Annotated in this window: 21 protein-coding genes; 12 read left to right on the plus strand and 9 right to left on the minus strand. The window is 70.9% G+C overall.

The features are described 5' to 3' along the window. The first annotated feature begins 21 nt into the window (after positions 1-21). The 9 genes from NBT67_RS03530 (at position 22) to NBT67_RS03570 (ending at position 8525) form a co-directional block, all read left to right on the plus strand. The gene (locus tag NBT67_RS03530) at positions 22-1605 is read left to right on the plus strand and encodes a serine/threonine protein kinase (RefSeq protein ID WP_251343430.1); all 1584 of its coding nucleotides are present in this window, start codon (positions 22-24) and stop codon (positions 1603-1605) included. A gap of 79 nt (positions 1606-1684) precedes the next feature. Further along, entirely contained in the window at positions 1685-2497 is an 813-nt protein-coding gene (locus NBT67_RS03535; protein ID WP_251343431.1) for a class I fructose-bisphosphate aldolase, read from the plus strand. After that, positions 2497-3345 (plus strand): class 1 fructose-bisphosphatase, encoded by an 849-nt coding sequence (locus NBT67_RS03540; protein WP_251343432.1) that lies wholly within the window; start codon positions 2497-2499, stop codon positions 3343-3345. The genes NBT67_RS03535 and NBT67_RS03540 overlap by 1 nt, the downstream gene beginning before the upstream one ends. An 86-nt stretch (positions 3346-3431) precedes the next feature. Next, a complete protein-coding gene (locus tag NBT67_RS03545; protein WP_251343433.1) occupies positions 3432-3830 on the plus strand; it encodes a DUF5658 family protein in 399 nt (132 codons plus the stop codon). A gap of 41 nt (positions 3831-3871) precedes the next feature. Then, the gene (locus NBT67_RS03550) at positions 3872-4717 is read left to right on the plus strand and encodes an HpcH/HpaI aldolase/citrate lyase family protein (RefSeq protein ID WP_251343434.1); all 846 of its coding nucleotides are present in this window, start codon (positions 3872-3874) and stop codon (positions 4715-4717) included. 55 nt (positions 4718-4772) lie between these two features. Beyond that, positions 4773-6026 carry a Glu/Leu/Phe/Val family dehydrogenase gene (locus tag NBT67_RS03555; RefSeq protein WP_251343435.1) on the plus strand — a complete coding sequence of 418 codons (1254 nt, stop codon included), beginning with the start codon at positions 4773-4775 and terminating at the stop codon, positions 6024-6026. A 41-nt stretch (positions 6027-6067) separates the two neighbouring features. Next, positions 6068-6982 carry an aspartate carbamoyltransferase gene (pyrB, locus tag NBT67_RS03560; RefSeq protein ID WP_251343436.1) on the plus strand — a complete coding sequence of 305 codons (915 nt, stop codon included), beginning with the start codon at positions 6068-6070 and terminating at the stop codon, positions 6980-6982. Beyond that, positions 6979-7464, plus strand: coding sequence for an aspartate carbamoyltransferase regulatory subunit (gene pyrI / locus NBT67_RS03565; RefSeq protein ID WP_251343437.1), 486 nt, complete (start codon positions 6979-6981; stop codon positions 7462-7464). Before pyrB ends, pyrI begins: the two co-directional genes overlap by 4 nt. A gap of 191 nt (positions 7465-7655) precedes the next feature. After that, positions 7656-8525, plus strand: a complete 870-nt coding sequence (locus NBT67_RS03570; RefSeq protein ID WP_251343438.1) for a hypothetical protein — start codon at positions 7656-7658, stop codon at positions 8523-8525. Positions 8526-8651: 126 nt separating this feature from the next. On the opposite strand, the gene NBT67_RS03575 is transcribed toward NBT67_RS03570, so the two are convergent. Genes NBT67_RS03575 through NBT67_RS03615 form a run of 9 tightly spaced genes read right to left on the minus strand, consistent with a single transcriptional unit; the run spans position 8652 to position 17558 of the window. Beyond that, on the minus strand, positions 8652-9722 hold the full coding sequence (locus NBT67_RS03575; RefSeq protein WP_251343439.1) for a mandelate racemase/muconate lactonizing enzyme family protein: 1071 nt from the start codon (positions 9720-9722) through the stop codon (positions 8652-8654). Beyond that, entirely contained in the window at positions 9719-10660 is a 942-nt protein-coding gene (locus tag NBT67_RS03580) for a 1,4-dihydroxy-2-naphthoate polyprenyltransferase (RefSeq protein ID WP_251343440.1), read from the minus strand. Before NBT67_RS03580 ends, NBT67_RS03575 begins: the two co-directional genes overlap by 4 nt. 43 nt (positions 10661-10703) lie before the next feature. Further along, complete coding sequence (locus NBT67_RS03585; RefSeq protein WP_251343441.1) at positions 10704-11879, minus strand: inorganic phosphate transporter; 1176 nt, start codon at positions 11877-11879, stop codon at positions 10704-10706. 49 nt (positions 11880-11928) lie between these two features. Then, positions 11929-12408 (minus strand): hypothetical protein, encoded by a 480-nt coding sequence (locus NBT67_RS03590; RefSeq protein WP_251343442.1) that lies wholly within the window; start codon positions 12406-12408, stop codon positions 11929-11931. A gap of 60 nt (positions 12409-12468) precedes the next feature. Further along, the gene (locus tag NBT67_RS03595) at positions 12469-13401 is read right to left on the minus strand and encodes a 1,4-dihydroxy-2-naphthoyl-CoA synthase (protein ID WP_251343443.1); all 933 of its coding nucleotides are present in this window, start codon (positions 13399-13401) and stop codon (positions 12469-12471) included. A 38-nt stretch (positions 13402-13439) separates the two neighbouring features. Further along, positions 13440-13790 carry a hypothetical protein gene (locus NBT67_RS03600; protein ID WP_251343444.1) on the minus strand — a complete coding sequence of 117 codons (351 nt, stop codon included), beginning with the start codon at positions 13788-13790 and terminating at the stop codon, positions 13440-13442. A gap of 37 nt (positions 13791-13827) precedes the next feature. Next, on the minus strand, positions 13828-15594 hold the full coding sequence (gene menD / locus NBT67_RS03605) for a 2-succinyl-5-enolpyruvyl-6-hydroxy-3-cyclohexene-1-carboxylic-acid synthase (protein WP_251343445.1): 1767 nt from the start codon (positions 15592-15594) through the stop codon (positions 13828-13830). Continuing rightward, on the minus strand, positions 15591-16928 hold the full coding sequence (locus tag NBT67_RS03610; RefSeq protein WP_251343446.1) for an isochorismate synthase: 1338 nt from the start codon (positions 16926-16928) through the stop codon (positions 15591-15593). The genes menD and NBT67_RS03610 overlap by 4 nt, the downstream gene beginning before the upstream one ends. 36 nt (positions 16929-16964) lie before the next feature. Further along, positions 16965-17558 (minus strand): molybdopterin-dependent oxidoreductase, encoded by a 594-nt coding sequence (locus tag NBT67_RS03615; RefSeq protein ID WP_251343447.1) that lies wholly within the window; start codon positions 17556-17558, stop codon positions 16965-16967. Positions 17559-17835: 277 nt separating this feature from the next. Here NBT67_RS03615 and NBT67_RS03620 point away from each other — a divergent pair, with 277 nt between their 5' ends. From NBT67_RS03620 to NBT67_RS03630, 3 genes are all read left to right on the plus strand, one after another. Then, on the plus strand, positions 17836-18048 hold the full coding sequence (locus NBT67_RS03620; protein ID WP_049936177.1) for a ribbon-helix-helix domain-containing protein: 213 nt from the start codon (positions 17836-17838) through the stop codon (positions 18046-18048). Between the two features lie 83 nt (positions 18049-18131). Beyond that, complete coding sequence (locus tag NBT67_RS03625; protein WP_251330559.1) at positions 18132-18410, plus strand: UPF0058 family protein; 279 nt, start codon at positions 18132-18134, stop codon at positions 18408-18410. Positions 18411-18499: 89 nt separating this feature from the next. After that, entirely contained in the window at positions 18500-20164 is a 1665-nt protein-coding gene (locus NBT67_RS03630; protein WP_251343448.1) for a rhomboid family intramembrane serine protease, read from the plus strand. The last annotated feature ends 1 nt before the right edge of the window (position 20165 follow it).

A 20165-nucleotide genomic window follows, 5' to 3' on the forward strand; every position in this document is an offset into this window, starting at 1 on the left:
GCGTGACAGTAGGACCGAACCATGGGACCGGACGACCACGACCGGATTCCGGCGGCGGTGCCGCCGCTTCCGGTGTCCGAGTTCGACTTCGCGGCGCTGGAACTGGGGGAGCGCATCGGCACCGGTGGGGACGCGGACGTCTACCGGGCGACCGTCGAGGGTGGTGAAACGGTCGCCGTCAAGCAACCGCGCTTCGAGGGGACGATTCAGGAGCGGGCCATCGAGAAGTTCGCGAACGAGGCCGAAACCTGGGACCGTCTCGACGACCACGACAACGTCGTGACGGTGTACGGCTGGGGGACGGAGCCGCTCCCGTGGCTGGCCCTCGAGTTCATGGACGGCGGGACGCTCGCGGGGCGACTGGGGGATATCGACCTGCCCGAGGCGCTGTGGCTCGCCGGCCGCGTCGCCGAGGGGGTCCGGCACGGCCACCGTCACGGCGTCGCCCACCTCGACCTCAAACCGACCAACCTCCTCCTCCGGGAGACGGGACCGGGAACCTGGGACTACCCGAAGGTGAGCGACTGGGGACTCGCCAAACTCCTGCTCCGACACTCCAACAGCGTGGAGGGGCTGTCCCCCACCTACGCCGCGCCCGAACAGTTCGATTCGGAGACGTTCGGGAGCGCCGACGATCTGACCGACGTCTACCAACTCGGGGCGGTGACCTACGCGCTCCTGACGGGCGAGCCGCCGTTCACGGGCTCCGCGGCGGCGGTGATGCGGCGCGTCCTGCAGGACACGCCGGAGCCGCCGTCGGCTGTCGCCTCGAGTCTGCCGCCGGCGGTCGACGAGGTGGTCATGCCAGCGCTGGCGAAACGGAAGGCCGACCGCTACGAGGGCGTCCTCCCGTTCCGGAAGGCGCTGGACCGGCTGTTCGAGCGGATCGTCGCCGGCGCGGGTGGGAGCGCTGCGGGTGCGGCCGCCGCGCCGTCCAACGACCCCTTCGCCAGCGCCGCGTCGGCCGCGGCCGGCGGCCGTGAATCGTCGGCCGACGGGTCGACGGCGACGGAGCGTGATGCCGACGACGGCGACGACGGACTCGTGACTCGCCGTCGGGCGCTGGGCGTCCTCGGCGCGGGCGTCGTCGGCGCCGGCGGGTGGCTGGCGACGACCGAACTCGGTGGCGACCGGGCGAACGCGGCGGGGGTGCCGGCGGACGACACGGCGACGCCGGAGCCGACGGCGACGCCAGAGCCGACGGCGACGCCCACGACCACGGCGCCGGGCATTTCGAGCGAGGAACTCGACGAGGCCATGGTTGAACTCGTCGAAGCGGACGCGACGATCACCGTCGGTCCCGGCGGCAGTCTCCAGTTCGAGCCGGCGAACATGGCCATCTCGGTGGACGACGTGGTCGAGTGGGTGTTCGACAGCGGCGGTCACAACGTCTCCGGCCACCCCGAGGCCCACCCGGACGTGTCGATCCCGGCGGGGGCGGAGCCGTTCGCGAGCTACGACCACTCGGGCGACGACGTGAACCACGTCGCACTCCGAGAGGCCGGGGACAGCTACAAACACCTGTTCGAGGAGCCGGGCGACTACACCTACGTCTGTGTGCCTCACGCCGCCTCGGGGATGATCGGCCAGATAACCGTCCGCTGAGGCGTCCGCGAGCCGACTGCCCGCGCTCCTCGCGCCCGACCACACGCTTTATGTGTGAATTCGTCGGAATGTCCTATACATGATCCCCGGTGCTGACTCCGCGATCACCCGCGACGGCAAGGCACTGATCCTCGCGTACGACCACGGACTCGAACACGGCCCGGTCGACTTCGAGCCGGTGCCGGAGACGACCGACCCCGCGACGGTGTTCGACGTGGCGACCCACGACGCCGTGACGGCCGTCGCCGTCCAGAAGGGCGTCGCCGAGGCGTACTACCCCTCCTACGAGGACGACGTGACGCTGCTGGCGAAGCTCAACGGTACGAGCAACCTCTGGATGGGGGAGCCCGACTCGTCGGTCAACTGGTCGGTCGACTACGCGGCCGACCTCGGCGCGGACGCCATCGGCTTCACCGTCTACGGCGGTTCGAACCACGAGGTCGAGATGTTCGAGGAGTTCCGCGACGCCCAGGAGGCGGCCCGCGAACACGACATGGGCGTCGTGATGTGGTCCTACCCCCGCGGGCAGGGACTGAAGGACGACACGAGCCCGGACACCATCGCCTACGCCGCCCGACTCGGCCTCGAACTCGGCGCCGACATCGCGAAGGTGAAGTATCCCGGCTCGGCCGACGCGATGAACTGGGCCGTCCGGAGCGCGGGCGACATGAAGGTCGTCATGAGCGGCGGGTCGAAGACCAGCGACGAGGCGTTCCTCTCGACGGTCCGCGAGGCGATGGACGCCGGCGCGAACGGGCTGGCCGTCGGGCGCAACGTCTTCCAGCGGCAGAACCCCGAGGCGATCCTCGATGGACTCGAAGCCGTCATCTTCGACGACGCGTCCGTCGACGAGGCCCTCGCCGCCACCGGCGGGATCGAAGCCAGCGACTGATGGACCGCTCCGACACCGTCGCCGCGGTCCGCGAGGCGGTGGCCGCGGCGGCCCCCGAGATCCGGGCGGGGCTGCCCGGCCGCCGCGAGAAGTCGGACGCCGAGAACCCCACCGGCGACCGCCGGCTGGCGGCCGACGAGTACGCCGACGAACTGCTCGAAGAGCGCCTCGGCGGCCTCGACGGCGTCGGGGAGTATGCGAGCGAGGAGCGGGAAGCCGTGATCGATACGGGGAGCGGTCTCTCCGTCGCGGTCGACCCCCTCGACGGCTCCTCGAACCTCAAGCCGAACAACGTCATGGGGACCATCGTCGGCGTCTACGACGCACCGCTCCCCGCTCGAGGCCGGGACTTGGTCGCCGCGGGCTACGTCCTCTACGGGCCGATCACTACCATGGCCTTCGCTCACGAGGGTTCGACGACGGAGTACCTGATCGAGGACGGGGAAGCGACGGCGCTGCGCGAGGACGTGACGCTGCCCGACGACCCGACCGTGTACGGCTTCGGCGGGCGCGTCCCCGACTGGCCCGACGACTTCGCGGCCTACGTCGAGGGGATCGAATCCGAACTCAAACTCCGCTACGGCGGGGCGATGATCGGCGACGTGAACCAGGTGCTCACCTACGGCGGCGTCTTCGCCTACCCCGCACTGGAGTCGGCGCCGGCCGGCAAACTCCGACTCCAGTTCGAGGGCAACCCCGTGGGATACGTGATCGAATCGGCCGGCGGCCGGAGTTCCGACGGCGAGCGGTCGCTGCTCGACGTCGCCCCCGACGGCCTCCACGACCGGACGCCGGTCCACCTCGGCAACGCCCCCCTGATCGACCGGCTGGAGTCGACGCTCGACTGACTCGGCGAGCGATCCCTCGCGGTAATCGGTCATTTACGCCGCGTATGCCGCGTATACTCACGGGGGTGGTCCTCCACGGATGAGGTATGTCAACCAACCGGACGGAGGCCGCGCGCTCCTCCGAGACGGTCGGGCCGTCGGTCGGCGGGTCCTCCCTCGCCCGCCTCGCCGCCCGGCCCACGGCCTACGCGGGGTGGCTCTGGGCTCTCACGGTCGCCGCACTGCTTCTCGACGGCGCGCTCACCCTCGTCGGCATCCGCCTCGGGCTGACCGAACTCAACCCCGTCGCCGCGTCCCTCATCGCCGAGGTGGGCGTGCTCCCGGCGCTCGCGGCCCTGAAGGGCGGCGCGGTCGGCGTCGGCCTCGCGGGGTGGGTCGTGATGCCCGCCGACTACCGGGGGCTGGTCCCCGCCGGACTGGCGCTCCCCTGGACCCTCGCGACCCTCGTCAACCTGTTCACCGTCGGGGTCGTCGTCCTCGGCTGACAGGGCCGAGGATTCATGCCTCCGGACGTCGACGCCACCGTATGGCTCGCCGAACCCTCCTGTTCTCGCCGGGCGACCGCCCGGAACTGTGTCGGAAGGCGCCCGCAACCGGTGCCGACACGGTCGTGTTCGACCTCGAGGACGCCGTCGCGCCCGCCCGGAAGGACGAGGCGCGAGCGGCCGTGGCAGACCTGCTCGCGGACCCGGCGTTCGACCACCCGGACGTCGAGGTGGCGGTTCGCGTCGCCGCCGACCCGGACGCCGCGGCGACGGATCTCGACGCCCTGATGGGGGAGGCCGGCGGTCCCGACGCCGTGATGGCCCCGAAGGCCGGCGTCGAGAGCGTGCGCGCCCTCGCCGACGCCCTCGAAGCGCGGGGCCTGTCGATCCCCGTCCTCGCCATCGTCGAGACGGCGACGGGCGTCCTCGACGCGCGCGAGGTGGCGGCGCTCGACCCCGTCGACGCGCTCTGTTTCGGGGCGGAGGACCTCGCGGCCGACCTCGGGGCGACCCGAACCGAGGAGGGGACCGAGGTGCTCTACGCCCGCGAACACGTCGTCGTGGCGGCGCGCGCGGCGGGCGTCGACGCCATCGACACGGTCTACACGGACCTCGACGACCTGGACGGCCTCCGCTCCGCCGCGGAGTTCGCCGCGACGCTCGGCTACGACGGGAAGTTGGCCGTCCACCCCGATCAGGTGCCGGTCGTCGCCGAGGCGTTCGCGCCGGACGAGGAGGCGGTGGCGTGGGCGAAGCGGGTCCTCTCGGCACGGGAGGCGGCCGACGCCGACGACCGGGGCGTCTTCGAGGTGGACGGCGAGATGATCGACGCACCGTTGCTCGCGCGGGCCGAGCGCATCCTCGACCGGGCGAACGAGGACGGGTGACCGCGGCCCGTCGGTCGAAAGGACTGTATTGCAGGAGGGCGAACCGGCGGGTCAGATGGCGGAAATCAATCCGTTCGAGAGCCTCCAGGAGCAGATCGACGACGCCGCGGCCTATCTCGACGCGGACGACGACGTGATCGAGCGGCTCAAGCGTCCGGAGCGCGTGCTGGAGACGACGCTCTCGGTCGACATGGACGACGGCTCGGTCGAGCAGTTCCACGCCTACCGGGTCCAGTTCAACGGCGACCGCGGCCCCTACAAGGGCGGCATCAGATACCACCCGAACGTCACGCAGGACGAGGTGACGGCCCTCTCGGGGTGGATGGTCTACAAGTGTGCCGTGGTCGACATCCCCTACGGCGGCGCGAAGGGTGGCATCGCGTTCGACCCGCGGGAGTACTCCGAGAGCGAACTCGAACGGATCACCCGCGCCTTCGCGGTGGAACTCCACCCCTTCATCGGCGAGGACCGCGACATCCCCGCCCCCGACGTGAACACGGGTCAGCGGGAGATGAACTGGATCAAGGACACCTACGAGACGCTGGAGCGGACCACCGAGCCCGGCGTCGTGACCGGGAAGGCGCCGTCCTCCGGCGGGAGCGCGGGGCGTATCGAGGCGACCGGCCGGTCGACGATGCTCACCGCCCGCGAGGCGTTCGACTACCTCGGCGGCGGCATCGAGGGCGCGACGGTCGCGGTCCAGGGCTACGGCAACGCCGGGTCGGTCGCCGCCCGCCTCCTCGACGAGGTGGGGGCGACGGTGGTGGCCGTCAGCGACTCGCAGGGCGGCATCTACGACGCCGACGGCCTCGACACCGAGGCGGTCAAGGACCACAAGCGGGAGACGGGATCGGTCGTCGGCTACCCCGACGCGGCCGAGGAACTGACGAACGAGGAACTGCTCACGGCCGACGTGGATCTGCTCGTTCCGGCGGCGCTGGAGAACGCCGTCGACGCCGACGTCGCCCGCGACGTGCGGGCGGACGTGGTCGTCGAGGCGGCCAACGGGCCGCTGACCCCCGACGCGGACGACGTGCTCACCGACCGCGACGTCTACGTCTTCCCCGACATCCTCGCGAACGCGGGCGGCGTCACCGTCTCCTACTTCGAGTGGGTGCAGAACCGACAGCGGTTCTCGTGGACCGAGGAGCGTGTGAACGACGAACTCGAACGGGTCATCACCGAGGCGTTCGACCGCCTGGTCGACACCTACGAATCGACGGACGCTCCGAACTTCCGGCGGGCCGCGTACGTCGTCGCCATCGACCGGGTGGCGGACGCGTTCGACGACGGCGGCAACTGGCCGTAGCTCCGGGGGATTGAAGACGCCGCGGGTGGCTCACACACGTAATGTTACAGGACCACCTCATCAGTGCGGCCCACCTCTCACGGGACGACATCGAGGCGGTGCTCGACCACGCGGCGGCCATCGACGCCGACCCCGAGTTCGTCCGCGGCCGGCACGACGGGCGCGTGCTCGCGCTCTGCTTTTTCGAGCCCAGCACCCGGACGAAGATGAGCTTCGAGACGGCGATGAAGCGCCTCGGTGGCGAGACCATCGACATGGGATCGGTGGAGTCGTCGTCGGTCAAGAAAGGCGAGAGCCTCGCGGACACCGTGCGGGTCATCGAGGGGTACGCCGACGCCCTCGTCCTCAGACACCCGAGCGAGGGGTCGGCGAAACTCGCCTCGGAGTTCGTCGAGGTGCCCCTCGTCAACGCGGGCGACGGCGCCGGACAGCACCCCAGCCAGACGCTCCTTGACCTCTACACCATCCGCGAGAACGCGGGGCTCGACGACATCACCGTCGGCATCATGGGCGACCTGAAGTACGGGCGGACGGTCCACTCGCTCGCCCACGCGCTGACCAACTTCGACGTGCGCCAGCACTTCGTCAGCCCGGAGAGCCTGCGCCTGCCGCGGAACGTCCGCTACGACCTGCACGAGGCGGGCGCGCAGGTGCGCGAACACACGGATCTGACGGAGGTGCTCCCCGAACTCGACGTGCTCTACGTCACCCGCATCCAGCGCGAGCGGTTCCCCGAGGAACGGGAGTACCGCGAGGTCGCCGGCGAGTACCGCATCGACAACGAGGTGCTCGCGGACGCCCGCGACGACCTGACGGTGATGCACCCGCTGCCGCGCGTCGACGAGATCGCCCCGGAGGTAGACGAGACGGCGCGCGCGAAGTACTTCGACCAGGCCCACAACGGCGTCCCCGTTCGGATGGCCCTGCTCGACTCCCTGCTCGGAGGCGACCGATGAGCGAGAAAGAACTCCGCGTCAGCAAGATCCGCAACGGTACCGTCATCGACCACGTCACCGCCGGCCAGGCGCTGAACGTCCTGGCCATCCTCGGCATCGACGGCAGCGGCGGCGAGAGCGTCAGCGTCGGCATGAACGTCCCCAGCGACAAGCTCGGGCTGAAGGACGTGGTGAAAGTCGAGGGCCGCGAACTCAGCCAATCGGAGGTGGACGTGCTCTCCCTGATCGCCCCGGAGGCGACGATCAACATCATCCGCGACTACGAGGTGATCGAGAAGAACCGTGTCGAGCGCACCGAGTCGGTGACCGGCATCCTCGTCTGCCCGAACCACAACTGCATCACGAACGGCGACGAGCCCGTCCAAACCGAGTTCGACGTCCTCGAGGACGGCGTCCGCTGTGCGTACTGCGGCACCATCGTCCGCGAGGGGGACGTCGCCGAACACATCGACGCCCGCGGGTCGGGCGAAACCGCTTTGTGACCGGTGGCCCAACGGACGCCCATGTCAGGGAAGACGAAGTTCATCCTGGTGCTCGCACTGATCGCAATCGGCTACGTCCTGCTCTCCGGTGACAAGGAACCGGTCGAAGTCGACGTCGAGGAGTAGCTCCCTTCTCGCTCCCCGCTGCCGGGGAGCGAACGACTTACCCGCCGTGCCCCCCACCGACGGGTATGTACGGCGTCGTCACGCGAAACGCCGAGGAACTGGAGTGGTCGGCGTTCGACGTCGGCTGCTACGAGGTGAAGGACGTGACCGGGCGGGCGGCCGCGCCGCTCTCGACCGGAGTCAACATGGTCTCGGCCTTCGGCGACAACGCCGCCGTCGGCGACGACCCCTCGATGGCCGCCGTCGACGCCGAGGGGCGCCCCGCGACCCGCGAGCGACCCTACTTCGACTGGTCGTACGTCTGTCCGACTCACGCGGAGTACCGCGAGGGGTTGCTCGAAATCGTCGACGACTGCGTCGACGCCAATCCGGACCTCCGCCTCGACGACGTCGGCTTCCCCCGCGACGGCTACTGTCGCTGTGACCGGTGCGACCGCCGCTTCGCCGAGAGCGACGTCGACGACCGCGAGGACTGGCGGGCGTCCGTCGTCACCGACTTCGTCGCCGCGGTGCGCGACCGGGTGCCGGGCGACCTCTTACTCACCCTGTATCCCGATCCCTACCCCGGCCACCTGCGCGCCCGGAGCGGCGTCGACGTCGAGGCGCTGGCGGCGCTGGTCGACCGGTTCGTCGTCCCCGTCTACGACACCGCGTACGGGACGACCTACTGGCTGGAGACCATCGTCAAGGGGTTCGAGAGCCGGCTCTCGGAGCTCGACCCCGACCTCGCCGTCGAACTCTACGCCGTCGACGTGGACGTCGACGCCCTCGTGAACGCCACCGAGGTGGCCGAGACGTACGCCGACGCCGTCTACTTCGGCTACGACGCGAGCAACGCGGCGGCGGCCGTCCGGCGGATGCGGGCCGACCGCCGCGAGGGCGTCTCACACGGCGCCGACGACGACACGGGCGGCGACGCTCACAGCGGCCCGTAGGACAGTGCCCAGACCACGGCGATGCCGAGCGAGAACACGAGAACGGCGAACAGTCCGAGCACGTACAGCATGCGGCCCGTCGTCATATCTCCCGTTCGGCGCCGATTCGTATAGCTTCGGCGGTGCTCAGACCAGGTCGTCGAAGGCCGCACCGGCGACGCCCGGCCCGTCCGGGACGTCGACCGACCCGCGCTCGACCGGCGCCGGATCGGCCGCGAGGTCGGCTTCGAGCGCCCCGCCCGTCGCCAGTCCGCAGGGCCGCACGTCGGGAATCGCGGCCGCGACGTGGACCGCGGCCGTCCGGGCCGGCGCGGCGTCTATCGTCGTCGTCACCACGGGGTCGACGTTCGCCTCTCGCGCCGCCATCGCCCCCCGGTACGTCCGACCGGGGCCGCCGAGCGCCATCGGCTTCAGGATCAGGACGTCCGCGGCGCCGGCGTCGAGGGCCGCCGCCAACGACGTCGCGGCGAGCGTCTCGTCGAGCGCGACGTCGACGCCGCGGCCCCGGAGGGCGGCGTGCCCCGACAGGTCGTCGGCCGGGAGCGGCTGTTCGAGGTAGGCCAGATCCAGCGTCGCGAGCGCCGCGACCGCCTCCCGCGCCGTCTCGCGGTCCCACGCGCCGTTGGCGTCCGCCCGGAGCGTCACCTCGGGGCCGACGGCCGCCCGAACGGCCCGGAGGCGGGTCACGTCCCGGTCGAGGCCGCCGACCCCGACTTTCACCTTGAGACACGAGAAGCCCGCGTCGACGGCGTCGATGGCCGCCGCGACCGTCTCCTCGGCCGACGCGTCGCCGAGCGTCGCGTTCACCGGCACCGTCGACGCCGGGTCGTCGGCGAGGAGCGCGGCGAGCGACCGCCCGCGCCGGCGACCCGCCGCGTCGAGGAGGGCCCCCTCGACGGCGTGGCGGGCCGCCGGGGCGTCGCCGAGGGGGTCGGTGACGGCCGGCGGGGCGTCGGCCAGCGGGTCCGCGGGGTCGCCTAAGGCGTCGAAGGCGCCGTGTTCCGTCGCCGAAACCGCGTCGAGCGCCGCCCGGCAGTCGTCGAGCGACTCGGTCCACCCCGGGAGTGGCGTGGCCTCGCCGACCCCCCGGACGCCGTCGGCGTCGAGCCCCACGAGGACGCCCTCGCGTCGCTCGATACGGCCCCGGGCGGTCGACAGCGGCGACGCGAGGTCGAGCGAGAACTCGCGGCGCCTCATAGGCCGACGGCGAGGCCGACGCCGAACAGGAGGGCGTGGGCCGCGAGCAGTTTGCCGGTGCGCTCCAGCGCCGGGTTCAGCGCCTCGCCCGCGGTTCGGGTGCAGACGGTGCGGGCGACGGCGACGGCGAGCGGCAGCGTCAGGAGGGGGAGGCAGACGGCGAGCGAGGCGGGGCCGGCGAGCCACAGCGCTGGCGGGACGAGATACGCCAGCGCGAGGAGGGCGACGTACTGGACGCGACTCCAGCGGTAGCCCAGGCGGACGGCGAGGGTGCGCTTTCCCGTCCGGGCGTCGGTCTCCATGTCGCGGACGTTGTTGACGACGAGGATGTTCGTCGACAGCGCGGCGACGGGGAGGCTGGCGACGACGGCGACGGGCGGGAGCGTCCCGGGTGGGATAGTGAGCGGGAACGGTCCGGCGAGGACGGCGGCGGCCTGCACGTAGTACGTTCCCGTGACGGCGACGACGCCGAAGAAGACGAACACGAAGAGGTCGCCGAGGCCGTGGTAGCCGAGCGGATAGGGGCCGCCGGTGTAGGCGTAGCCGGCGGCGACCGACAGGAGGCCGACGATCAGGATGGGGAGGCCGCCCACGTAGACGAGCGTCGTGCCCACGAGGACGGCGGCCCCGAAGGTGAGGTAGGTGGCGCGCTTGACGGACTCGGGGGGGATGAGTCCCGACTGCGTGACGCGGGTGAAGCCCTCGCGGTCCTCGGTGTCGGCGCCCCTGACGGCGTCGTAGTAGTCGTTGGCGAAGTTGGTGCCGATCTGAATGAGGGCGGCACCGAGCAGCGCCGCGGCCGCGGCGAGGAGGTGTTCGACGCCCCGTCCGACCGCGAGGCCGGTGCCGACGGCGACCGGTGCGGCGGTCGCCGGGAGGGTCTGCGGTCGCGCGGCCATCAGCCACGCCCGCCGGCGACTGATCTCCTGTGCGCTCATCGGCCGACGTTCGGGACGCCATCGCGTAAAGACTGCCGCTTCGTCACCACCAGACCGCGAACAGGAGGCGGAACGTCGCGTACGCGCCGACCGTCGAGAGGATGGGCACCACGTTCTGCATGAGGACGACCCGGCCCGTCGTCTCGGGGTTGAACAGTTCGGCGGCGCTGGGCGTGTCCTCGGGTTCCTCCTCGCCGATGCCCGGCGCCTCCTCGCCCGGGTCCTCCGTGGTGAGCGCGCCGACGGAGACGTTCGGCCGCTTCTCGCCGCGCACACCCTCGGAGACGGTGATGGAGCGGGTGGCCCGCCCCCACCCCAGGCCGACGATGGACATGGTGGCGATGATGACGAAGGAGGCGGGGATGCCGATTGCCGACAGCCCGATGACGATGCCCGAGGAGATGACGGCGACGACGATGGCCGCGGTGAGTGGGAGGTCGGTGATGTCGTTGCCGAGGGTGTCGAGCGTCCGGCGGGCGATGGTGAGGGCGCCGACGGTGACGGCGGCACAGCCGAGGACGATCAGGAGGTTCAGATCGATCCCGGCGCCGTACAGCGGCGCGATGGCGTTGGCGATGTTCGAGGTGCCCGAGGAGAAGGCCATCAGACAGCCGATGCTGACGACGACGGTCGTTCCCGCCACCTCCCGGCGGGTTGTGTTCGGCCCCGACTGCGGGAGCGGGAGCGATCCGGAGCGATCCAGGGTCAAGAGCGGGCCGTCGCTCTGCTCGACCGCGACCCAGCGGTTGATCGTCGGGTAGAAGTAGCGGCCGACGACGCCCGAGACCCAGAAGCCGACGAGGGGGGCGACGATCCACCAGACGGCGATTTCGCCCATGACGGCCCAGTCGAGTTCGCCCGCCGCGACGCCCAGGCCGGCGATGGCGCCGACGGCCGTCATCGACGTGGAGGCCGGGACGCCGACGTAGTTGCCGACGAACAGCGCGCCGCCGATGAAAAAGAGGACGACGATGCTGCTCTCGACGGTGAAGACGCCGGGGTCGGTCACCAGTTCTCGCCCGAGCGTGTTCACCACGCGGCGGCCGATGGTCCACGCGCCGACCGAGAAGAAGACGGCCATGAGCGCGCCCGCGAACAGTTTCGAGATGACGCCCGCGCCGACCGCCGGGCCGAACGCCGGCCCGGTGTTCGAGCCGCCGATGTTGAAGCCGACGAACAGCGCCACCGCGAACCCGACGAGGAGGAGGGGTCCGATCATCGGTCGGGCGGGGCAGTCGGCCGGTCGGCGGGTCTCGGTCGGGGCGCGTTCATTCCTCCTCCGTCGTCTCGGCGTCGTCCCTCGTCATCGCGTCGATCTGATCGGACCGCGGCCGCCGGTCGACGCGCTCGTTCACCTGCTCCAGTTGCTCGATGATGTCGTCCACCTCCTCCGAGATGGTCCGTTCGACGTTCTCGGTGACTTCCTCGGTGACCGTCCGTTCCACCTTCTCGGTGACCTCCTCGGCGACGGTCTGTTCGACGCTCTCGGTCACCTCCTCGGTCACTTCCTCGGTCATCTCCTCCGTGAGCGTCTCCTCGACCTTCTCGGTCACCTCCTGGGTCATCCACTCGGGGTCGAATCGAGCCATCTTCCAGACGACGTGAATCGCGTAGGAGATCAGTGCCCCGATACCGAACGCGACGCCGACGCCGGTACCGGCATCGGGGATGAGAATGAGCGCCACCGAAGAGAGGATGACGATCCCGTACGCCAGATCGACGAGAAAGTCGACGCGGTTCGGATTCATCTACTCTCACGTGTGGGCTTCGAACATATACCCCCTCGCTTTCCGCTCGTCCGCGTGGCATCAGTAGTGCCACGGCACGTCGGAGAAGTCCGGCTCCCGGCCGTCGAGAAACGCGTCCCGACCCTCGCTCGCCTCGTCGGTCATGTACGCCAGCCGGGTCGCCTCGCCGGAGAACACCTGCTGGCCGACCAGTCCGTCGTCCACGAGGTTGAACGCGTACTTCAGCATGCGCATCGCGGTCGGGCTCTTTTTCGTCATGGTCTCGGCCCACTCCAGGGCGACGTCCTCCAGGTCGCCGTGGGGCACCGCCTCGTTGACCATGCCCATCTCCGCCGCCTCCGCGGCGTCGTAGGTCTTGCCGAGGAAGAATATCTCCCGTGCCTTCTTCTGGCCGACCTGTCTGGCGAGGTAGGCGGAGCCGAACCCGCCGTCGAAGGAGGCGACGTCGGGGTCGGTCTGGAGGAACTTCGCGTGCTCCTCGCTCGCGAGGGTCAGGTCACAGACGACGTGCAGGGAGTGGCCGCCGCCGACGGCCCACCCCGGGACGACGGCGACGACGGGTTTGGGCATGAAGCGGATCAGCCGCTGGACCTCGAGGACGTGGAGTCGTCCGACGGTCGGCGTGTCGGCGTCGAGTTCGGCGTCGCCGGTGTCGGCCCCGTCGGCGGTGTCACCGGCCTCGTCCTCGCGGTACTCGTAGCCCGACTCCCCGCGGATGGCCTGATCGCCGCCCGCGGAGAAGGCCCAGCCGCCGTCCTTCGGCGACGGGCCGTTGCCCGTCAGAAGGACCGTGCCCACGTCGGCCTGCTGGCGGGCGTGATCCAGCGCCGCGTAGAGTTCGTCGACGGTGCGGGGGCGGAAGGCGTTGCGCACCTCGGGCCGGTCGATGGCGATCCGCACCGCCGGCACGTCGTCCGCGCGATGGTAGGTCACGTCACTGAACTCGTCGGTGACGGCCGTCCACCGGTCGGGGTCGAAGAGGTCGGAAACCATACCCCGACTGGGGGACGGCGCGCGCAAAAAGGTGCAGGTCAGGCCACCCCGTCCAGCCACCGTGCGACGGGGCCGACCGGCGAGGTGAGCCACGCGACGACGAACACCGTCGCCGAGACGAGGACGCCGAGGAGGACGTTCGCCACGATGACCACCGAGTACGCGAGGATGCCCAGGACGACGATACCGGTCGCCAGCCGTCGCTCCCGGGTCATGTCCCCGAGGGGATTCCCCGGCGACAGGCGGTCGAGCAGCCACGCGACGAGATAGAGGACGGCCGCGAGGAAGACGCCGAAGAGGACGGCATCGCTCACCGCGACGGCGTACAGGAAGACCAGGAGCGCGACGGCGACGACTGGGAGCGTCCAGGTCGGGCGGGTGGAGGGCATCGGCGAGGAGTGGTACCGGCGGTTCAATAAATCCCGGTCACTCGACCAGTTCGGCCACCGTCTCCTCGACCAGACGCTCCCGCGTCCGCTGGCTCGCCTCGGCGTCCGTCCGCACCTCGATCACCTCCGTGCCGTCGGTGGCGACGGCGTCGGCGTACGCCGCCCGGAAGCCCTCGCGGTCGTCGACGGCCGCGTGGTCGAGGTCGTAGAGGTCGGCCGTCGGCTCGAAGTCGAGGCCGTGTGGCGTCCGGAACGACTCGGTGAAGGGGGGATCGAACGACTCGATGGGGAGGCGATGGAAGATGCCGCCGCCGTCGTTGTTCACCAACACGACCGTCGCGTCGACGGCGCACCGGAGCGCCGACAGCAGGCCGTTGCCGTCGTGGTGGTACGCCAGGTCGCCGACGACGAGCGTGAGGCCGTCGGTCGTGGCGCTCCCGGCGCCGAAGCCGGTGGAGACGACGCCGTCGATGCCCGAAGCCCCGCGGTTGCCGAGGACGGTGTAGTTCGCGGCCGCCGGCCCGGCGTACCGGTCGGCGTCGCGGACGGGGTTCGAGTTCGAGACGACGAGCGTCGACGGTTCGGGCGCGAGGTCGGCCACGTCCGCGAGGACGGCCCCCTCGAAGTAGCCGCCGTCGCCGTCGCCCGTCGCGTCGCCGACGACGTCCCGGTGGACCCGGTCGGCCTCGGCCCACCGCTCGCGCCACCCGGGGTCGTCCGGACCGGCGACGAGTTCCGCGAGGCGGGCCGCGAGCCGGGAGGGGTCCGCGACCACGAGGTCGGTCGCCCGGAACGCCGCCTCGCGCCACCCGCCCGCGGGGTCGACGACGAACTGCCGCGCGTCGGTCCGGGACAGGTACGTCCGGAGGCGCTTCGAGGTGGGCGAGGCGCCGATCCGGAGGACCGCCTCGGGGTCGGGCCAGTCGTCGGTCACACGGGGGTCGAGGTAGCCGTCGTAGCCGCCGACGGTCGTCGTCACGCGGGTGTGGCCGCCGAACCGCAGCCCCGAGAGCGGGTCCGCGAGGATCGGAAAGCCCGTCGCGTGTGCGAGGGCGGTGACCGCCTCCGGGTCGACGCCCGGCGGGTCCGCGGGGCCGGCGACGATCAGGCCGCGCCCCACCGACAGCGCCTCGACGAGCGGCCGGAGGTCGGCCCGATCCAGTTGCGGCGTCCCCGCGGTCGTCTTCACGAACGGTCGGTCGTCGTCGCGGCCGGCCGCGGCGAGGGGGTCGAGATCCGGGGGCACGTCGCCCTCGACGGGCGTCGGCTCCAGCGGCTTCCGGAACCGGCAGTTGAGGTGGACCGGTCCCGAGGGGGTCCCCGTCGCCTCGGCGACGGCGCGGGCGGCGGTCGTCCGCAGCGAGCGGAGCTTCCGCGCCTCGGCTTCGGGTTCGGGCAGGTCGGCGTACCAGCGGACGGCGTCGCCGTAGAGTTTCTCCTGATCGACGGTCTGGTTGGCGCCGCTGTCGTGGAGTTCGGGCGGGCGGTCGGCGGTGAGGAGGAGCAGCGGGACCCGCCCCCGGTCGGCCTCGACGACCGCGGGGTGGTAGTTCGCCGCCGCGGTGCCCGAGGTGCAGATCAGCGGCGTCACCTCACCCGTTCGCCTCGCGCGGCCGAGCGCGAAGTACGCGGCCGAGCGCTCGTCGAGGACGGAGAAGGCCCGCAGGTCGTCGTGTTCGGCGACGGCGGTGACCAGGGGCGTGGAGCGACTGCCCGGCGAGACGACGACGGCGTCGACGCCGGCACGCGCGAGTTCGTCGACCAGCGCCCGCCCCCAGAGGGCGTTCCGGTTCGGCGCGCTCATCGTTCGAGTTCGTCGAGGATCGGTCGGTACTTCAGTTGCACTTCGTCCCACTCCCGGTCGGGGTCGGAGTCGGCGACGACCCCGACGCCGGCGAAGAGCGTCGTCGAGGTGTCCCGCGAGAGCGCCGAGCGGATGGCGACCGCGAAGGTACCGTTGCCGGCGGCGTCGACCCAGCCGACCGGCGCGGCGTACCACCCGCGGTCGAACGGCTCCGTCTCGCGGATGGTCGCCAGCGCGCGCTCGGGCGGCAGCCCCCCCACGGCGGGCGTCGGGTGCAGCGCCTCGACCAGGTCGAGGACGTGCGCGTCGCGGTCCAGCGTCGCCGTGATGGGGGTCGAGAGGTGCTGGACCGTCTCCAGCCGGCGGACGCGGCGCTCGCCGGCCGTGATCGAGGACGCGAACGGCGCCAGCTGTTCGCGGATGGTCTCCGCGACGAGTTCGTGTTCGTGGACGTTCTTCTCGTCTCCGAGCAGCTCCTCGGCCAGCCAGTCGTCCTCGGCGGGCGTGTCGCCCCGACCGGTCGTGCCGGCGAGCGCGCCCGTCGTGACCGTCCGGCCGTGGAGTCCCACCAGGCGTTCGGGCGTGGCGCCGAAGAAACTCGGCCGGTCGGGATCGGGGGTCGGTTCGACGAGGAACCGGTAGCAGTCGGGGTACGTCGAGCCGAGGCGGGCGAGCACGTCGGGCACCGAGAGCGGCCGGTCGAGGGTCACCTCGAGCGCCTGCGCGAGGACGACCTTCCGGAGGTCGCCGTCGCGGATGCGCTCGACGGCGGCCTCGACTGACTCCCGCCAGTCGGCCCGGGGGGTCGTCCGCGTCCGCGAGACGATTTCGGGCGGCGGGCCGGGGTCGAACGCGTCCAGGCCGGCCAGTCGCTCGCGCTCCTCGTCGAGGCGGTCCTCGACGGCGTCGGCCGTCGCGTCGGGACCGACGGCGTTGACGGTCAGCCACGTCCCACGATCCGTCTCGGTCACCTGCACGCGCGGGAGGACGAAGCGCGCGCCGGGGAAGTCGGCCCACACGTCGTCGTCGCCGGAGTCGTCGTGGAAGGCGAAGCCGCCGAACAGGCGGGGACAGGCCGCCTCGGTGCCGGCGTGGACGTCGCCCGAGCGCAACACCCGGTCGACGCCCTCCCGGATCGCGGCGAACCGGTCCCGGCCGTCGGCGGTGATGGCGGCGGCGACGCCGCCGGCGACGACCGTCGCCTCGTCGGGGGCGGTCCAGAACGTCCGCGGCGCCGGCAGCGCGTCGAGGGCGGCGCGGAGCGAGGGGACCGACGCCCTGATCGACCGACTGACGAGACGCGCTCCCGCCTCGTCGCTTCGCGGGACACCCATTATAAGTCCGTGAGGACGCCGCACTCTTTTACCTAACTATCCGTAGCGTTCCTCGCGCCAGGGGTTCGCCGTCACGGAGTAGCCACGCTTCTCCCAGAACCCCCGAACCGGTTCGGTGTGAAACTCGACGCCCGTCACCCACTTCGCCCCCTTGTACGCGTACTTGTGGGGCGTGACGACCCGGACGGGGCCGCCGTGGTCCCGCGGCAAGGGGTCGCCGTCGAACTCGAAGGCGAGAAGCGTCTCCGGGCGGAGCGCGTCGTCGAGCGGGAGGTCGGTCGTGTAGTCGTCGGCGGCGTGAAAGCGGACGTGGACCGCGTCCGACTCGACGCCGACGTGGTCCGCGACCGTGGCGAGCGACACTCCGGTGAACGCACAGTCGAAGCGACTCCACCCGGTCACGCAGTGGAAGTCCTGTCGCTGCGTCTCGACGCCGAGGTCGGTGAACGCCTCCCAGTCGAGGGTGACGGGATCCTCGACGGCGCCGCGCACCGAGAGCGACCACTCCTCGCGGGTGACTCGCGGGACGTTCCCCTTCGAGAGTACGGGAAACGACTCCGTGCGATGCTGGCCCGGGGGCAGACGCTCGTCGCCGAACTCCCGGTAGAGCTCCGTCCGATCCTCGACCATGCTCTTGCTGGTGGCGTCCTCCGTAAGTCACTACCGAACGCGGAGCGGACTACCGGCCGACGGTCGCACCAGCCCCGTGCCGGCTCGATGCTCCCGGCTCCGATGGGGTCCCGCCCGGCGCGCCGACGGCGTCGCCGTGTCGGCTGATTACACGAATCCGAAACTACAGTTCGTACTGCCGGTGAAATTACTCGTATCGAGGAACACTGAGTTATCGAACACCGAACCAGCCCCCGCAGAATTTAAATACGGCCCTTCCAAAGCGACGAACGTTCAAATGCCGAACGTGGAAATAACCGTCCCGGAACATCTGGAGATGCAGATCGCTCAACTGATCGAGCAGGGTGAGTTCGTCAACCGGGAGGAGGCCATCCAGGAACTGCTCTCGACGGGACTGCGGGCGTACAAGACGAGCGGTCCGATCGAGGAGGAAGAGCCCGGGTTCGAGGACGAGGGCATGATGGGTCACGAGGACGAGTACGTGTTCTGATCGCCGCGACGGGACGGCTTCTCGGGCGCGCATGGGAGCCTGACGCAATAATCCTTAACCGGCCTACGTCCGTACGCGGGTGTATGCACAAGGAAGAACTCCTCGAACTGCACGAACAGATGGTGACGATCATGAACTACTTCCGGAGCCAGGAGTCGGTCGACGAGAGCATCTTCGACCCGTACGAATCCCTGAGCGTCGACCCCTCGCACGTCCACAAGTCCAAGAGCGAACACAAACACGCGGTGTTCGTCCTCGGCAACGCGCTGGCGACGGCGATGAGCGAGGACGAGTTCTCGGACGCCGGGCGAGTCGGCAAGCGGATGGCCGAACTCGCCGAGGACGCCGAGAACAAGCTGTAACCGCCGACGCCGGGCACCGGGTGACTCCCGTAGCGACCACCACGCCGTTGCCCGTCGGATTCATTACCGACGGGGCGTGAACGGGGGACATGCTCGGCCTCCCGGATGCGGCGACCCTCTTTCGATCCGCGCTCCTCCTCTCGGCGCTTCTCGCCGTGGTCGTCGTCTTCGCGCTTGACCGCCCCCGCGGTCGGTGGGGCGGGCGCCTTCGCTCGCGGTTCGTCCTCGGCGTCCCGTGGGGAACGCTCGTCTCCGTCGGCGTCGTCCTGGCGGTGTATCTGTTCGTTCAGGGGGGATGGGACCACTGGTACGCGCCGGTCACCATCCCCTTCCGGGCGTGGTCGTACTTCTACCCGCTGGGGATGGTGACCGCGGGGTTCGCCCACTCCGGGCCGGGGCATCTGCTCGGTAACCTCGTCGGGACGGTGGTGCTCGCCCCCCTCGCGGAGTACGCGTGGGGACACTTTCCCCGAAAGCGGGGGTCACAGACGTTCACGTCGCCACTCACCGACCCGTACGTGCGGGCGTTCGTGATCTTCCCGGGCGCGGTCGTCGCCGTCGGCCTGTTCACTGCGGCCTTCGCCATCGGCCCCGTCATCGGCTTCTCGGGCGTCGTCTTCGCCTTCGCGGGGTTCGCGCTGGTCCGCTACCCGATCACGGCGGTGGTCGCCGTCACCGCCGGCAACGGCGTTCGGACGCTCTACGCCGCGTTCCGGAACCCCACGGTGTCGGCGAGCGCCGGTCCCTCGTACTCCTCGCCCTGGTGGGCCGACATCGCGATCCAGGGCCACGCCATCGGCCTCCTCGCCGGAATCCTCCTCGGCGTGTGGGTCGTGCGGAGGCAGGCGACGGAGCGGCCCTCGGCCGCCAGGGTCGCCGTCGGCGTCGTCCTGTTCTCCGTCGCCCAGTCGCTGTGGGCGGTGTACTGGTACCGCGGCGGCGAGACGTACGTCCTCTACCGCGCGGCGGGGTTCGCGCTGGTGATCCTGCTCGCGACGCTGGTGGCCGGCACGGTGGCGGCGTCGGCCCGCCCGCTCGTGTCGATGCCCGAGCGCCCGGACGCGGTGCGGGCCGTTCCGCGGTGGCGGATCGGCGCGACGGTCCTGTTGCTCTGTACGGCGGCGCTGGCCGGCCCTGCGGTCCCCGTCAACCTGATGACGGCCCAGTCCGGCGACCTGCCGGGACAGGACGACCCGATCACGGTTCGGGGCTACGAGGTGACCTACGCCGAGGACGTGCCCAACGGGATGGTGTCGGTCGTCGACGTGGAGGCGTTCGGCGAGACGACGCGGGTCAACACGTCGGGGGTGATCGTCAGGAACCGCGACCGCGGCATCTGGATGACCGCCGTCTCGAAGGGCCGACTCGACTTCACGGGGACGACCCGCGTTCGACTCGGCGGCGTCGGCTGGCGGGACTCGGTCCGCGTCCAGCGGACGGGGTGGAACGCCATCGGCGGCGGCACGGTCTACCGGGTCCGACTCTCCCACGACGGCCGGAACGTGACCGCCTACACCTCGCCGTCGGTGCGGGCCGACCCCGTGATCGCCGGGCGCAACGTCTCCGTGGAGGCGACGCGGACGGGCTTCCGACTCAACGTCTCGCTGGGGAATCGGTCGGCTACGGGACCCATGCCCGCGGTCAACGAGACGGCGTCGATCGGTGGCCTGGAGTTCGCCAACGCCGAGGGACGGGTCTACGCGATCAACGGCGCGACGCGAGTCCGGGTGGCGAGACGGGAGACCTACGAGTAGT

The organism is Haloplanus sp. GDY1 (genome assembly GCF_023703775.1).
Taxonomy (GTDB): Archaea; Halobacteriota; Halobacteria; order Halobacteriales; family Haloferacaceae; genus Haloplanus; species Haloplanus halophilus.